This window comes from Paraburkholderia caffeinilytica (assembly GCF_046030355.1).
Taxonomy (GTDB): domain Bacteria; phylum Pseudomonadota; class Gammaproteobacteria; order Burkholderiales; family Burkholderiaceae; genus Paraburkholderia; species Paraburkholderia caffeinilytica_B.
The window spans coordinates 64,633-80,575 of record NZ_JAQQCQ010000011.1 but is presented as its reverse complement, the minus strand read 5'-3'; the positions used below and the strand labels follow the sequence as shown (position 1 = coordinate 80,575).

Genomic DNA, 15,943 nt, shown 5'->3' with positions numbered 1-15,943 from the left:
AAAATGACGGTCTTCTCACGCAACGATCACAAGGAACGACATGCCCACTTTTTCTCCGATCCGCGCGATCGTAACAGGCCACACTCGCGGCCTCGGCGCTGCTCTTGCGGAACAACTGCTGGCGCGCGGCGTCGCGGTACTGGGCTTGTCCCGCTCACGTCACGCCTCGCTTAAAGAGCGCTTCCCCGTGCTGCTCGAAGAAATCGAACTGGAGCTGGCCGATCCTGCGCGCGTCGCCCAATGGGTCGCAACCGATGCACTGCGCAGCTTCGTCAGCGGTGCGCAAAGCGTACTGCTGATCAACAACGCGGGCATGGTTCAGCCGATCGGTCCGATCGAAGGCCAGAACGCCACGGACATCGCGACCGCCGTCAGTCTGAACGTGGCCACGCCGCTGATGCTGGCGAGCGCGCTCGCCGCAGCCAGTGTCGAGGCGACCGATCGGCGCGTCATGCATATTTCCAGCGGCGCGGCGCGCAATGCGTATCCCGGCTGGAGCATCTACTGCGCGACCAAAGCCGCGCTCGATCATCACGCACGCGCCGTTACGCTCGACGCGAATCGCGCACTGCGTATTTGCAGCCTGGCGCCGGGGGTCATCGATACGAATATGCAGGCGGAAATTCGCGGAAGCGGTACCGAGCAGTTCCCGCTGCGCGAAAAATTCGAAGACCTCAAACGCAACGGCCAGCTTTCGACGCCCGAACAATGCGCCACCCAGTTGCTCGATTACGCGTTCAGCGAAGCATTCGGACAAGTGCCGGTGGCCGATATTCGCGAGGTCGCGAAGCAAGGCTGACTCGCAAGCGCAACGCTCCCGTAAAACCTCACCTTTCGGCTGATCCGCCGATACTCACACGCCGGACGCGACCATTGCGCCGCGCTCGGCCGCCCCAATCTCGCCGTGCGGCACGAACACATAGCCGCGTCCCCACACCGTCTGAACGTAGCGCGGCTCGGAAGGATCGATCTCGATCAAACGCCGCAGCCGCCAGATCGATACGTCGAGGCTGCGCCCTTGATGCAGCACACTATTGCCGCGTAATTTCTCGTTGAGTTGCACACGCGTAAGCACAGTCATCGCGTGATTGACAAAGATTTTCAGCAACGCGAACTCGGAACTGCGTAGCGCGAAGTGCTCGTTATCGCGACGCAATTCGCGCGCGGAGAAGTTCAGCTCGCAACGTCCGAAGCGATACGGCGGCCGCGTTTCCGGCGCGCCCGGCGCGAGCGCGCCGCGCCGGCGCAGCAATACGCGAATGCGGGCGAGCAGTTCGGCTGGGTCGGCGGGCTTGCTCATGAAATCGTCGGCACCGAGCTCGAGACCAATCACACGATCGATCGCCTTGCTGCTCAGCGACAGCAAAATCACCGGCACGTCATTGCCACTCATGCGCAAGTCGCGCAATACAGCAAGGCCGTCACCGTGCGGCGCCGAGACGTCGAGCACCAGCAGTGCCGGCCGTTCCGTCTCGATCACGTGCTTCAAGCCAGCGCGATGCGGACGAGCGGACACGCCGCAGCCTTGTCCGCGTAAAGATTCGCCCACCACGGCCGTTAAGCCGGCGTCGGCGCCAACAAAGAGAATGTGCTGACTCATCCAACTGATTCCAGGAGACGATCGGTTTTCAGAGACAGGCGATGGCTTGCAGGAATAGCAAATCCGCTGACCGCTTGTCGTCCGCGTCGCCATCTTCCCTGTATGCAGGTGTTCTCAAAACGGGGAACAACCCCCAAGGTTGGCAATTTCTTCCCAACTCTTTCAACATGGAACGTGATAAGAGACGGTTCGCAAAGTCATTGGCCGATGCGCACATCGGCTCCCGAAAAACCTCACCTTTGGCACGGAGGGGGTGGGGCGAGGCGTGCAGTGCACCTCGAGCCACTCCCGAAAACGCTCACCTTTCGAGCTTGGGGGCAGGCCGCAAAGGCATGCTGGGCGTGGCGCTCGTGTTTCGAAACAGGCTACTCCCGCAAACCCTCACCTTTGGCGGGATGAGTAGTCTGCATACCCAGGTAAGAAGTCGTACTTATTCACGACCCATGCGCCACAGGCCGATCGAGCAGAACCCGCACGATCTGCGAGATATCTTCCTCGCCGAGTCCTCGATCAACAGCTTCCTGCAAAAGCTTGCGCACCTCGCCGACAGCGCGCAACGGCGCGTTAGCCTCACGCGCCAACTCCGCCACCGCATCGAGATCCTTCAGCATCGTCCTGATCGTGCCCGATGGACTCAACGGCGGGGTCAGCATCCGCGGCATCAAGGTTTGCAGCAGCACCGAATCGGCCCAGCCGCCTTGCAAGGCGGCCGGTACCGCAGCGGTGTCGATGCCGGCGCGTTGCGCTAGAACGCAGGCTTCAGCAATGCCTGCGATGGTCGTCACGACAATCGCCTGGTTCGCGAGTTTGGTCGCTTGTCCCGCGCCGGTGGCGCCCATTCGCGTGACACGCGAAGCATAGGCACGCAGCAGCGATTCAACCACGGCGATATCGTTCGTGCCGCCGCCGCACATGATCGCAAGCGTCCCCGCCGCGGCACCTGCTGTACCACCGGATACGGGCGCATCGATCCACGCGCCACCCGTCAGTTCGTGCCAACGCCGGGCGAAGCGCCGGGTCTCGGCGGGCGCGATGGTCGAATGGTCGATCAGAAAACGCGGTGCTGCAGCCGCATGCACAAGCCCCTGTTCACCGAAGACAACTTCTTCAACGGCGTGAGCATCGCCGAGACACAGCATCACGACATCGCTTGCCTCGGCCAGCCGCCTGGGTGAGTCGCTGACGATACTACCCTCCGCTGCCAGCGCTGCCAGCTTCACCGGCGATCGATTCCACACTCGCAGCGCGTGCCCGGCCGCGAGCAACCGCGAGGCCATCGGCGCGCCCATCTTGCCGATGCCGCAAAAACCGACACGCACCGCATCCGGCGCAAGGGTGGCGCTCATGCCACGTCCTCGCCGATCGACGCCTCATACGGCCACTCCACGGCGCCCGAGTGCGTCACTGCACCGAGATTCGCCGGCCGCACCAGCGCCTCGTATTTCTCCAGTACGCCGCCTAAGCGCCCTCTCGCGAACGGCACAAGCGCCTTGCTGCGCCGTTCGAGTTCCTCATCGCTCAATTCGACGTCGAGCGTGCCTTTGTGCGCGTCAATATGAATCCGGTCACCGTCTCTCAGCAAACGAATCGGGCCGCCTGCCGCCGCTTCCGGTCCGACGTAGCCGATGCACATACCGCGCGTCGCGCCTGAGAACCGTCCGTCGGTCAGGAGCGCGACTTTTTCGCCCATTCCCTGACCGTAGATCGCCGCCGTCACGCTGAGCATCTCGCGCATGCCGGGTCCGCCCTTCGGCCCCTCGTTGCGGATCACAAGTACGTCGCCCGCCTGATAGGTGCGCTTCGACACGACCGACATGCATGCCTCTTCGGTTTCGAACACGCGTGCGATGCCACTGAATACCAGCGATTTCAAGCCTGCGGTCTTCAGACACGCGCCATCCGGCGCGAGATTGCCGCGCAACACCACCAGCCCGGCGTTCTCGCTTAGCGGCTCGTCGTGCGGACGAACGACGCGGCCATCCGGGCCCGCAAACGCCTTCAGCGCGGTTTCGAGCGTTTCACCGGTTTGCGTCAACGTGTCACCATGCAGGAAACCGCCCGCAAGCAATGCATTCAGTACCGCGGGCACGCCGCCAACGTGATACAGATCCAACGCGAGATACTTGCCCCCCGGCTGCAGATCGCCGATCAACGGCGTGCGGGCAAGCACCTCGGAGACATCGTCCAGCGTAAAGCGGATGCCCGCTTCGTGCGCGATCGCTGGAATGTGCAGCGCTGCGTTGGTCGAACCGCCGGTGGCCGCCACTGCGGCGCACGCGTTCTCCAGGCTCTTGCGCGTGACCAGATCGCGCGGCAGCGGACCGCCGTTTTTTAGCGTATTCATGACTGTTTCGCCGGCGCGCCGTGCAATCGCAATACGCTCGCTGTAGACGGCAGGCACCATCGCGGAACCAAGCGGGGCGAGACCGAGCGTTTCGGCGACCATCGCCATCGTGTTGGCGGTGAATTGTCCAGGGCACGAACCCGCACCCGGCGTGCAACGCTTCTCGATGCCGCGCAAGGTTTCGAGCGACATGTCGCCGCGCTGCGCGGCACCGACTGCTTCGATCGCGGTCAGAATTGTTGCCTGCGTGCCGTCCGGTGCGATGCCCGGCAGCATCGCGCCACCGAACAGAAACACGCCCGGCACGTTTACTCGCACCATGCCCATCAGAATGCCGGGCAGCGTCTTGTCGCAACCGGCCACGCCGACGAACGCGTCGTAGCAATGGGCGCGCACGAAAACCTCGACGCTGTCTGCGATGATCTCCCGCGACACCAGGCTAAAACGCATGCCCGAATGATTCATCGAAGTGCCGTCCGACACCGAAATCGCCGAGCCGCGAATCGGCACGCCGCCGCCTGCCGCAACGCCGAGGCGCACGTTGTCGGAAACGGCCGCGAGCGACATCGAACACGGCGTGTTTTCGCCGAACGTATCGACAATCGCAACGAAGGGTTTTTCGATCGCGGCGTCGTCCATGCCGGTCGCTCGCAGGAATGCACGATGCGGCGTGCGCGTGATGCCTTCGGTGACAGTGCGCGAGCGGTGTTTGTGGAGATTGCTCATGTTTTTTCCTGTACGTATTCGTGTGCTGTGCATTCAGCCGTTCAGCAGCATGCCGTTCTCGGCGGCGATCACCTGGCCGGTCATCGAAGGCGCATGCGCGACGATGAACCAGGCAAGGTCGGCGATCTCGCCAGGCTGCGACACGCGCTTGAGCGGCGCGACATTCGTCATGCTGGCGACGATCTTCGCGTACGCCTCTTCTCCGAGCACACGACGCGGCAAGCCGTCGTCCACCATGCCGGGCGCCAGCGCATTCACGCGAATATGCGGCGCGAGATTGCGGGCAAGCGAGAGGGTCAGCGTATTGACCGCGCCCTTCGACGCTGCATAGGCAATGGAAGAACCCGTGCCGTTCAGTGAGGCCAGCGACGAGATATTGATCACCGCCGTGCTATGCGAAGCGGTCGACGAATCTCGCAGCACGGGCACCGCGGCGCGCGTCATCTGGAACATGCCGATCAGGTTCACGCGATACACGCGCTCGAACTCCATGTCGTCGATGGCGGCCAAATCGCCGTGTGGAATGAAGCGCGTCGTGCCGGCACAGTTGATCAGTGCATCGATGCGCTGCCATTTCGAGGCCACCGCATCGACCGCTTTCACGCACGCAGCGTCGGAACCAACGTCGACGTCGAACACCATCGTCTCGGCGCCGAGTTGTTTGCATTGCGCTTCGACAGCCAACGCCGCTTCACGCGTGCTGTCGTCGAAGTTACCGATCGCCACCGCCCAACCGGCGCTCGCAAAGCGCAACGCGGTGGCCGCGCCGATGCCGGTAGCCGCGCCGGTGACCATACAGATCTGCTGCGTCATGCTGCCCTCCTCATGCTGTTTTACGCGTGGCCGGCATCGCCAGCACGATCACGGCAGCCAGCACCAGCGCGCAGGCGAGCACGATCATGCCGGGCAGCAAGGTGCCGGTCGTGTCTTTCAGGAAGCCGATCACGTACGGGCTCACAAAGCCCGCCAGATTGCCGGTGCAATTGATCACCGCGATGGCCGCCGCCGCGCCCACGCCGCCCATCAGCGCGGTCGGAATGCCCCAGAACACCGGCGCGATGGAATTGATACCGATCGCCGCGACCACGAGCGCGACCATCGAGAGCCACACGTGTTGACCGAGCAACACCGACGCCAGCATGCCGACGGCACCCAGTACCGCGCACACGGCCACGTGCTTGCGCCGTTCGTCGTGTTTGTCGGCGTGACGCGCAATCAGGATCATCGCAACCGCACTGATCAGCGACGGCACGGCCGACAGCAAACCGATATTCGCCACGCTCACCACGCCACTCATGCGGATCATGGTCGGCAGCCAGAAGACGAGTCCGTAGTTGCCCATCGCAATGCAGAAATACAGCAGACCGAGCAGCCACACCTTCGGATTGGCGAACGCGCCGCTCACCGTTTGATGCGCACGGGTCTGCGCATCGGCTTCGAGGTCGCGCGCGAGCAGCGCCTTTTCCTCTTTGTTCAGCCAGCTCACCGACTCGATGCGGTCGTGCAAAACAAAAAACGCCGCGATGCCCACCAGCAAGGAGGCGATCCCTTCGATCAGGAACAGCCACTTCCAGCCGGCGAGCCCATGCACACCGGCCAGTTGCTGCATGATCCAGCCCGACACAGGACCGCCGATCGCACCCGACACCGGAATCGCCGCCATGAACAGCGCGATAATCTGCGAGCGTCTGTTCGACGGAAACCGGGTCGACAGATACAGCACGATGCCGGGGAAAAAACCCGCTTCGGCAACGCCGAGCAGAAAGCGCAGCACGTAGAACGAAGTCGCGCCGCTCGCGAACATCGTCAGACACGATACGATCGACCACGTCACCATGATCCGCGCGATCCAGATGCGTGCGCCGACGCGATGCAAGATGAGGTTGCTCGGCACTTCGAAAATGAAATAGCCGAGAAAGAAGATGCCGGCGCCCGCGCCGTACACGGTCTCGCTCAACGAGAGATCAGTGAGCATCTGCAACTTGGCGAAGCTCACGTTCACTCGATCGATATACGCGACGATAAACGCGAGAAACAGAAACGGCACGATGCGCCAGGCAAGCTTGCGATACAGCGCCGTGCGTTCTGCGGATTCTGCGGGTTCATTAGGCACAGCGGGCCGCTCGGCGCCGCCGTAGAGAGGGGTGCTCATGCTTGTCTCCTTCCGCGCGCTTGGATGCGCGCTGTGGTCGTGGCGATGCGGCGCATGGAGCGGCTCCGGTTATACCCTGAGTCATAGGATCAAAGCGTAACTGATATGCTCGATCCACCCGCTTCACGCTCTACCGCGCTGCCGATAGGGAAGATTAGCCGGGTTGAGCACCGCACCGCAAATCACCGTTTCGGCACAGGTCATTACTATTCAGTTATGTAAACCGAGTAAACACGAATGGCAACCACCGAAAACAACGCAATCGATCGCTTCTTCCGCAGCGGCCTGAAGCTGCCGCATCTGCGTATTCTGGTGAGCCTCGCGGAGCTTGGGCAGGTGACGCGCGTCGCGGCCGCCTTCCACGTCACACAGCCGGCCATTTCAAAGCAGATCGGCGAAATCGAAGAAGCGCTCGGCGTACAGGTCGCGCGCCGGGTCGGCAATGCGGTCGAGTTGACCAGCATCGGCAAGGTGATGGCCGCGCGTGGCCGCGAAATCCTGCGGCACATCGAACTGGCGCGCCGTGACGTCAGCGCGCTGACCACCGGCACGGCCGGTCATGTGCGATTCGGCGCGGTCGTAACGATTCCGCAGCCGTTGATCGCGCATGCAGTCGAGCTGTTCATGCGGCGCGCGCCGTCGGCGACACTGTCGTTCGTGGAAACGACGCTCGACAAGCTGATCAAGATGCTCGACGAAGGCGAGCTCGATCTCGCATTAGGCCGTAATCGGCTCGCCGACAACAAGGGCTTGTTGCGCCAGCAGACGTTGCATCGCGAACCGTTCGTGTTTGTTGTGGGCACGAACCATCCGCTCGGCAAAGTGGACATGCCGGTGAGCTGGAACGATCTGCGCTCGGTACGCTGGATTACGCCATTGCGCGGTTCACCCGCTTTTGCGACGCTGGCCGAGACGCTAGCGGAGCAAGGCATCCCGCTCGATCGCGGCGCGGTCGAATCGAGTTCCTTGACGTTGAATCTGTCGCTGCTGATCGGCGGGGACTTTGTATCGATCCTGCCGCTGTCGGTCGCGCGGCATCACGTGAGTCGTGGACGCATGCGTGTGCTGCCGCTTGCGCCGCTCGAACCGTTAGGTGAAGTGGTGCTGGTGTGGCGCGCGGATACCTCCGCGCCGGCGGCGGATCTTTTCAGCGAATGCTTGCGGGAGTCGTCGTCGGAATTGCTGGATGGTGAGGCGGAATGATGCGTGGGAACTCACGGGTCGCCGATTGTACGCCGGCTCCCGAATGTTCTCACCTTTGCACTTTTTTGAAGGCATTCGAAGGACCGGCCTCCATTAAGGCCGCCGGTCCGTTCAATCAGGCAATCAGAACTTGTGGCGGATGCCGACGATCGCCAGTTCCTGGCTGTTCGTCCCCGAATTCACGCCGTAGCTGCCGATCGAAGCCTGCGCGCTCACCACCTTACCGCTCGCGTTCAACGTGTTGCCGCTCGCCTTCTGGTAGCCCGCTAGCGCGTAAAGTTCGGTGCGTTTCGACAGCGCATAATCCGCACCGAGGTTGACCTGGTTGTAGTGCGCCGAGCTCGGACCCGTGAGCGACGTGTAGTTATAGCCTACGCCGGCGCGCACGGCCGGGGTGATCTGATAGTTGAAGAACACCGAACCGTTGTTGAACTTGGCCGTATCGCGGAACGCGGAGAACGCATCATTCGCGTACTGCGTGTTCGAGTAAGCCGCGCCGATGGTGGCCGCGCCGACTACGTACTGGCCGCCAACACGTACGATCTGAATCGACTTCGCACTCGCAAAGCCCGCGTTGATCACCGTGTTGAAAAGCGTATCGGAACTGCTGGTCCACGTACGCACATTCGCCGTGGTGGTGTTGCCGCCATTCGCGTAGAAATAGCCGGCGCCGAGCGACAGCGGTCCATTCGCATAGGCCGCACCGAAGCTGTACGTCTGACCATTGCCGCTCGCACCGGCCACACCGCCCACGCCGTACAACGCTTCCACCTGGAAGCCGGCGAACAACGGGCTCACATACTTGACCGAGTTGCTGACGCGCAGACTGTTGTCGTAGTTGTCGAGGTCACCGGGCGTGGCGAACACGCCACCGAAGTAGTTGTCTTCCGTGAGGCCTTGAACCAGATCCACGATCGGATCGTATTGACGTCCCGCTGTGACCGTACCCCACGTGCCGCTCGACAAGCCGACCACCGCCTTGCGGCCGAATTCACGGCCACCCTGGCCGAGCGCGCCCGTCCCCACGTTGAAGCCGTTCTCGAGCTGGAACACCGCGGCAAGGCCGCCGCCCAAATCTTCCGTGCCCTTGAGACCCCAACGGCTGCCAGACAGGTTGCCGCTGCTGAACTTCACGAGCGTCGACTGATTCTGGCCGTTCGCGCCTTGCGCATTGTGCACATAGGCGATACCGGCATCGACGATGCCATAGAGGGTGACGCTGCTTTGTGCCTGAGCGCCGGCCGCAAGCAGAAGACCAGCGGGCAATGCGAGGAGAGAAAGACGTTTCATTTCGAGTTCCCGTATCGGTGTCGTATTTGTTTAAAACTGGCGAAACGATACGAGACCGGTTTGCAGCAGCAAACCAACTAATTCTTCGATGAATATGAAAGCAACAATCCGGCGATGACTTCTAAGGCGACACGTTTACGTGTGTTGAAGATGTCACGCCGGAACGGCGGACAATTCGGAGGGCGCGTATTTCGCCGTCGCGAGGACTTCGGCGGGAACGGGGACATGCGCGCGCCGCAACAGCGCGCCACTCCGGAACATCAGCAGATCGCCCGATCCGCAGGTGGTCCAGACTTCGTCGGTGAGCGGCGTGGTGGCGATCACCGCCGTGCGATCTGCCGGCGTGCCGCGCTCGGCGAAATCAACCGAGAGGTCGCCATCGACGAGACGCGCGCTTGAAAACGGCCAGTGACGTATCACGTACGACAGGCGCGTCGAGCAATAGGCGAATTGCGCCGTGCCGTTCGAGAGCACGAAGTTGAAAATGCCATACGGGTTCAGCGCGCGCGTCGCCTGCTCGATGGCGTCGAACACGGCGTCGATATCGTCCACGTCCGCGCGCGTGTCTGCGTGATTGGCGAAATACGCGTAGAGGCGATTCATGATGAAGCAGAACGCCGCTTCGCTGTCGGTCGTGCCGACCGGCGCATACGGACCTTGCTCAGGTTCACCGAGCGGTTGCAGATCGCCGTTATGCGCGAACACCCATTGCTGACCGCGCAACTCGCGCATGAACGGGTGGCAGTTCTCCACGCGCGCGCCGCCTTGCGTCGCCTTGCGAATATGCGCGACGACATTGCGCGACTTGATCGGATTGCGCTTCAGAAACTCCGCCACCGGCGATTGACACGCGGGCTTGTCATCGACGAACACGCGGCAGGCGCGATCTTCGTAGAACGCCACACCCCAGCCGTCGACGTGATGGTCGGTGAGGCCACCGCGTGCGGCAAAGCCCGTCAGCGAGAAACTGACGTCGGTGGGTTCGGCGCAGCTGAGGGCGAGCAGTTGGCACATGTCCGGCGCCGCCTTACACCCGTTGAGCCGGGACGTGCGTGACCGTGACGACATCCGCGGTTGCGGTGCCAGCGCTTTTTGAAGTTTTCGCGGCCATCACGTGTCGTCCCAGTTGTTCACAGTCACTGGGAGACTAGCGTGTTTCAACCGCCACCGTTATAGCGAATCATGCTTTGCAAATCATCGGCGCGCGGGCTCCCGAAAATCCTCACCTTTGCCCGGCCCGCCATGCGTGCAGCTTCTAGCCCGCCAGCTTACGGAACGTTTCCAGCACCGCGTCGCCCTTGAACGGCTTGACGATCCAGCCTTTCACGCCGGCCGCCTTGCCGCGCTCCTTCATCGCCGGGCTGCTCTCGGTCGTCAGCATGATCACGTTGACGGTGGTGTTCGCGAGTTCGCCGCGAATCTTTTCGACCATCGTCAGGCCGTCCATGTTCGGCATGTTGACGTCGCTGATCACCAGCCTGATGCCCGGGCTGGCCTTCAGTTTCGCGAGACCGTCCTTGCCGTCCACCGCCGTGTCGACGTCCAGACCATTCTTCTTCAGAAAGCCGGCCACTTCGTCGCGCACCGTGCTCGAGTCATCCACCACCAGAATTTTCGACATGTTTTTTCCTATGACAACACTCAGAACAGATCCAGTTCGCCTGCCTCGACCATCGCGCCAACATCGTCCGTGACTTCCTTGAAGTCCTCCGGCGACCAGCTCAGGCTGAACACAAAACGTTGATGCAGCTTGACCGACTGGCCCGAGCGCGGGTCCGTCAGCGAGTACATGAAACACAGTTGCGGATTGCCGCTGCCGAACGAGATGTACTTGTGCTTGTGATTCACCAGCAACGGCACCTGCACCTGGCTGCGCAGCCAGGCGTCCGCATCGCCGACATAGCGGTTCTTGAATGAACCCCAGATCAGATTGGTCACTTCACCGAGCACGCCATTCAGATCGCGAAAATTGGCTTCGCCGTCTTCCGCGTTCTCGATCATCCGATAGCGATCGAGCAATTCGAGAATCGGCGCCTCTTCCGCCTGCATCATCATGTAACCGCGGCACCACGCGCTTTCCAGCGGAATCAGGCTGAACACCTCGCCGAAGATGATGCGGTCGCGCACGATATAAGGCGTGTCGCAGGTGATGGTCAGGTCCTTGAACACGTCGCCGAGAATCGCCTGCGTCATGTCGGCGATGCCGCGCACCAGCGCGTTCGGGTAATCCAGGCTGAAGATGTATTCGTCGATCACCTTGCGTAAGGGCGCCATATCGTGAGCGACATAGGCCGCGCAGACCACGCGCCGCAAGCTCTCCGGCAAACCGTCGACGCCCGGATCTTCATCCCGCCGCATGATGATCGGTAATTCGGGGCGCACCGCGTTGATCCTGATCGCGATCTCGGCGCTCGCCTCGGCCGAGCCGCCGTAACCCTCAGCGAATAGAACCGCGCCCAGGTCGATGTTCGAGCGCAGCACCGACTGCAGACGGTTCTTGCCGACTTTCACGCCGACCAAGTTGTTCTCGTCGCAGAAGCGCTTCAGCGCCTCTTTGTGCACCGGACAATCGTCGAGCACCAATACCTTGCTGACCGGCTTGTTCATGTTCATTTCGCGTTCCTGCTCACAACGGATATCGACGTCACGGTCAAAGCTCAACACTCAAAACAACTCCAGCTCGCCGCTGGATTCTTCGATTGCGTTCGTGTCAGCCAGGAAGTCGATCGGTGCGTGCGCGCACACGCATACCGTCGCGGCAAGCTGCACGGCACCGTTAAGCGTGACCGAATACGACGACAGCAATGCCGGCTTCAATGCCGGCAAATGCCCCAGACAACGCGCGCTCAACACATAAGGCGTCGACATGCCGAGATCCGGGAAATAATGCAGCAATTCCTGATTCATCGCGCCGCAGCACAGATTGCAGATTTCCAGAAAAACTTCCTGAAATGGCCGCTCGTCAGCCTCTCTCAGATAGTAGTTGCGGGTCTCGTCGTTTTCGTCGAAGTGAAGAATCAGCAGCAGTCTGAACACGATCGACGAGATGGTCAGCACGACCACCTGCGTGTCCTTCATTGCGCCCGTGCCGGCCTCCGCGAGCGGCACGATCTCGCACGTGTCGCCGGAATCCTGCGGCAAGCGCGCCTGCGCCGCCTTGCGGAAAATGCGCTCGAAGCTGTCCTTCGCCTGGCTCGTAATCACGCCGGCACCTGGTGCAGCTTCGAATGAAACTGATTGGCGAGCGATTCGACGCTGGAGAGCGACGCCGCGATCATCTTGCCGCCCGCCTGGATGTCCTGGAATGTGGAGGTGGTGGTCAGATCGTTGCGGTGCAAGCTGTCACGATAGCTCTTCGACAATTCCTCAGAACGCGCGGCGAGCGCCCTGACCTCGCTCGCCACCACCGCGAAACCGCGTCCGGCCGGACCCGCGCGCGCGGCCTCGATCGATGCGTTCAGCGACACGATCACCACATGCCGGACGATCGACGACAGCTCCTGATTCTTCGCGTGCATGTCGTGGTTCTGCGTCATCAGCGAGATCATCTGCTCGTGCCAACGCTCGAATGTCGCGCCAAGACTCTTCAGGCGCGCCGCTTCGCCGGCAATCTGTTGCGCCTGATGCGCCCACTGGTCTTTGTCGTCAGTCGCCGCTTTCAGCGTTGAGCGCAGTTCGTCGACACTGGCCGATTGCTGCCTCAGTTCCTCGCGCAACTGAGCGGCCAAGCCTTCCATCTCCTGCACGGCCTGTTCGCGTTCGCGAATCGCCTCGCCCTGGTCCGCCTGTTCCGCCGACAACGCTTTGATCCGCGCCTCTGCTTCGTCACGCAAGCGTGCCGTCAGCCTCGTGCTGTGCAACTTGTGCGCGACGAATGCCAGCAGCGCGGTTACCGCGCTGCCTGTCACCGCCGCCAATACGTACTGTTGAATCACACCCTATCCTTCCGAAGTCCGTCGCGAAGCGCGTCAATCAACGCTTGGCTAACGTTCAATCTGCCATCGCGCCGAGTTGCAGTTCACCGGCATCACCGCGCGCGTCCACGCCGAGCGTATCGACGGCGATGCTATCCGGCAGACAAACGATCGTCTGAAACTGACGGAACGAGGCGCCCTTATGGTCGTCGGTGAAGCGCAGTTCGATGCGACCGTTCTCGCGCTTGAGGAAGTCGCGCACGGCGTCCATGCCGACGCCACGGCCCGACACTTCCGTGACCGTTGCGGCAGTCGAGAAGCCCGGCCGGAAAATGAACTCGGCGATGGCTTCGTCGCTCAGGCGTTCGTCGCTGCCGATCCAGCCGCGCTCGACGGCAATGCCGCGAATCCGTTCGAGCGCAAGGCCGCGGCCGTCGTCGCTGAGCGTGATCTGCAGCGCGCCGCTGTCCACGCCCACTTCGATATCGATCGTGCCGGCCGGCGTCTTGCCGTGCGCGCTGCGCGCCTCGGCGGTTTCGATGCCGTGGTCCATGGAATTGCGCAGCAGATGCATGAACACGTTGTTCAACGTGCCGCCTGCCTGGCCACGCAGACGATAACCGTTGTCGTCGATGCGTACGGTCGGCGCCGGTTTGCCCAGTTCTTGCGCCAACGAAGGCAGCGAGTCCAGCACGCCGGACAGCGCATCGAGCACGCTTTCGCTGCCGAGGGCGCGCAAGGTCTGGCGCATCGCATCGCGCATCGATTGCAACTCGTGGAGTTCGCCGGCGTTGGTCTTGTCCAGCATGTTCAGGGTCCGCTGAATCTGGTCCTTCTCGACCATCACGTAGCGGCCCGCATTGCCCGCGTGGTTCGCTCCTGCTTTCGCCTTGCGGCCGAGGCTATGCTCGTTGATCTTCGCGTAGCTCTCGATCGCTTCGCGCACACGCGTCAGCTCTTGCATCAAATGTTCCTGATCCCACGAGCGGTCGGCATCCGGTTGACGCAGTTCGTGATAGCTCTGCTCGGTTTCATGGACGACGTTAGTCAGGTGCGCCAGGTTGTACGTCCGCGCATTGCCCTTGATGGTGTGCATGTTGCGGAACAGCTCAGCGATGGCGGCATGGTCCGCTTCCGAATGCTTGCGGATAATCCGTTCGTTTTCGCTGACAAAACCCGCCGAGCTTTCAATGAAGTGATGGAACTTCTCTTCGCTCACCGCGAGAATCTCGCCGATCATGTCGAGACGACGGCGCTGTTCGCTGGCTTCCGCAGCGAGCTTGCGCAGTTCGGTGACGTCGCGCACGCACAGCATCAATCGCACGATAACGTCGTTTTCGTCGGTAATCGCCGACCAGCTGAGGTCGAGAATCTTCACGCGGCCATCGGCCATGCGCTTCGAAATCTCGCCGACCAGCAGATGCTGATTGAACGCGAAGTTGATGCAGTCTTCGCCGAGGCAGGCATGCGCAGCCGCGTCGACTTGCGAAAGCACGTCCGAGCCGAGATCGGTATCCGAGAACACCAGGTCCATCAGACCGTGCCCGGCGATGTCTTTCGTTTCGAAGATGTCTTCCAGATACGCCGAGTATTCCGAGTGGATCACGGCGCCGTCGATCACCGTCAAAATACCTTGCTGCATGTTCTGCAACATCGCCTGAATGTCGGCGGTTTTCTGCTTGAGTTGCGCCGAGCTTTCCTGGATCTTTTCGATCATGCCGTTGAAGGCGACGATCGAATGGCCGATCTCATCCAGCCGGCCCACCGGCACGCGACGCGTGAAGTCCTGGCTCGATGCGATCTCGCTCATCATGGCCTGCATGCGGCTGAGCGGGCGGGTAATCTGACGGTAAAGCAGCGAGCCGATCGAGGTCAGCAGAATGATCGCGATACCGGTGACTGCAGCGATGGCCGTCGTCGTGGTGGAAAGCGTGGCGTTCAGTGTGGTGATCGCCTCGTCTTTCTGGCGGTTTTTCTCGACGCGAAGGGTTTCCACAATGCCTTCGAGTTCATCGCGATACTGCGCGACATTGGCGAACAGATACGCTTGCGCGAGTTCGTTCTTGCCGTCGGCCTTCATTTTCGCCGTCTCGGCGATCGCGGAGAAATAGTTCTCGAGGCTATCGTTGGCTTGGGAGACGAGACCTTGCTGGGCATGACTCGCGGCATCTTTACCTTGCAGCGCGAGGGCCTGTTGCAACGAGGCCTTTTTCTTCTTCAGTTCGTCCTGGGCCTGGGCGACCATGTTGGCGTCCGGCGCGTAGACCAGCGTCATGGTCGCGAGCTGCACGTCCTTGACTTGCGAAACGAGGTCAGCAGAAGCCAGTGCGCTGGGGACGACGCCCTCGGTCACTTTGCGCACTTCGGCTGCGCTTCCGCGCGTCTGATAGACAGCGTAGCCGCCAATCGCCGATAGGGCGACGAACATCAAGACAACCAATAGCGTGATGCGATGACGGATAGTCATGTGAACCCCCGAGGGTATGGCCTTCGCGTCAGCCCTCGATCGGAGCAGCGCGTTTTTTACGAATTTGAGTCAAGCTTGTAGCGCTGCGGAGTATTGCTGACGCATATTACTAAGCGATGACTACACGGTTTTTGAGCACGCCCGGGAGGTTAAATATTCTTCTAAAGTTTCAGGTTTTTATGCCGTTAACGATGCCCCGTTGATTTGCGCGTTGCGGGGCGCAGCGCTTTTGCCAAAGCGCTGCGTT

14 protein-coding genes are annotated in these 15,943 nt (G+C 61.6%); 2 read left to right on the top strand and 12 right to left on the bottom strand.

Annotated features, from left to right (window positions below):
* The first annotated feature begins 40 nt into the window (after nt 1–40).
* Nucleotides 41–799, top strand: coding sequence for an SDR family oxidoreductase (locus tag PQQ95_RS18160; protein ID WP_408438853.1), 759 nt, complete (start codon nt 41–43; stop codon nt 797–799).
* 54 nt (nt 800–853) lie between these two features.
* Here the strand turns inward: PQQ95_RS18160 and PQQ95_RS18155 are convergent, their stop codons facing one another.
* The 5 genes from PQQ95_RS18155 to PQQ95_RS18135 form a co-directional block, all read right to left on the bottom strand.
* Nucleotides 854–1,600: a winged helix-turn-helix domain-containing protein gene (locus PQQ95_RS18155; protein WP_408438851.1), complete on the bottom strand. Its 747-nt coding sequence runs from the start codon at nt 1,598–1,600 to the stop codon at nt 854–856.
* A 434-nt stretch (nt 1,601–2,034) separates the two neighbouring features.
* On the bottom strand, nt 2,035–2,946 hold the full coding sequence (locus PQQ95_RS18150; protein WP_408438849.1) for an NAD(P)-dependent oxidoreductase: 912 nt from the start codon (nt 2,944–2,946) through the stop codon (nt 2,035–2,037).
* Nucleotides 2,943–4,670: a dihydroxy-acid dehydratase gene (ilvD, locus tag PQQ95_RS18145; protein WP_408438847.1), complete on the bottom strand. Its 1,728-nt coding sequence runs from the start codon at nt 4,668–4,670 to the stop codon at nt 2,943–2,945. The genes PQQ95_RS18150 and ilvD overlap by 4 nt, the downstream gene beginning before the upstream one ends.
* A gap of 33 nt (nt 4,671–4,703) precedes the next feature.
* Entirely contained in the window at nt 4,704–5,483 is a 780-nt protein-coding gene (locus tag PQQ95_RS18140; RefSeq protein WP_408438846.1) for an SDR family NAD(P)-dependent oxidoreductase, read from the bottom strand.
* Between the two features lie 10 nt (nt 5,484–5,493).
* The gene (locus PQQ95_RS18135; RefSeq protein WP_408438844.1) at nt 5,494–6,822 is read right to left on the bottom strand and encodes an MFS transporter; all 1,329 of its coding nucleotides are present in this window, start codon (nt 6,820–6,822) and stop codon (nt 5,494–5,496) included.
* A gap of 237 nt (nt 6,823–7,059) precedes the next feature.
* On the opposite strand from PQQ95_RS18135, the gene PQQ95_RS18130 reads away from it, so the two are divergent.
* A complete protein-coding gene (locus PQQ95_RS18130) occupies nt 7,060–8,025 on the top strand; it encodes a LysR family transcriptional regulator (RefSeq protein ID WP_408438842.1) in 966 nt (321 codons plus the stop codon).
* 123 nt (nt 8,026–8,148) lie between these two features.
* Here the strand turns inward: PQQ95_RS18130 and PQQ95_RS18125 are convergent, their stop codons facing one another.
* The 7 genes from PQQ95_RS18125 to PQQ95_RS18095 all read right to left on the bottom strand — a co-directional run bounded on the left by PQQ95_RS18125 (nt 8,149) and on the right by PQQ95_RS18095 (nt 15,696).
* A complete protein-coding gene (locus tag PQQ95_RS18125; RefSeq protein WP_408438840.1) occupies nt 8,149–9,315 on the bottom strand; it encodes a porin in 1,167 nt (388 codons plus the stop codon).
* A 153-nt stretch (nt 9,316–9,468) separates the two neighbouring features.
* On the bottom strand, nt 9,469–10,329 hold the full coding sequence (locus PQQ95_RS18120) for a class II glutamine amidotransferase (protein WP_408438838.1): 861 nt from the start codon (nt 10,327–10,329) through the stop codon (nt 9,469–9,471).
* 241 nt (nt 10,330–10,570) lie between these two features.
* Nucleotides 10,571–10,936 carry a response regulator gene (locus tag PQQ95_RS18115; RefSeq protein ID WP_408438837.1) on the bottom strand — a complete coding sequence of 122 codons (366 nt, stop codon included), beginning with the start codon at nt 10,934–10,936 and terminating at the stop codon, nt 10,571–10,573.
* A gap of 20 nt (nt 10,937–10,956) precedes the next feature.
* Entirely contained in the window at nt 10,957–11,928 is a 972-nt protein-coding gene (locus PQQ95_RS18110) for a chemotaxis protein CheX (protein WP_408438835.1), read from the bottom strand.
* 51 nt (nt 11,929–11,979) lie between these two features.
* Nucleotides 11,980–12,519 carry a hypothetical protein gene (locus PQQ95_RS18105; protein ID WP_408438833.1) on the bottom strand — a complete coding sequence of 180 codons (540 nt, stop codon included), beginning with the start codon at nt 12,517–12,519 and terminating at the stop codon, nt 11,980–11,982.
* Nucleotides 12,516–13,250, bottom strand: a complete 735-nt coding sequence (locus tag PQQ95_RS18100; RefSeq protein WP_408438831.1) for a methyl-accepting chemotaxis protein — start codon at nt 13,248–13,250, stop codon at nt 12,516–12,518. Before PQQ95_RS18100 ends, PQQ95_RS18105 begins: the two co-directional genes overlap by 4 nt.
* A 55-nt stretch (nt 13,251–13,305) precedes the next feature.
* Nucleotides 13,306–15,696, bottom strand: coding sequence for a HAMP domain-containing protein (locus PQQ95_RS18095; RefSeq protein WP_408438829.1), 2,391 nt, complete (start codon nt 15,694–15,696; stop codon nt 13,306–13,308).
* Nucleotides 15,697–15,943: the final 247 nt, after the last annotated feature.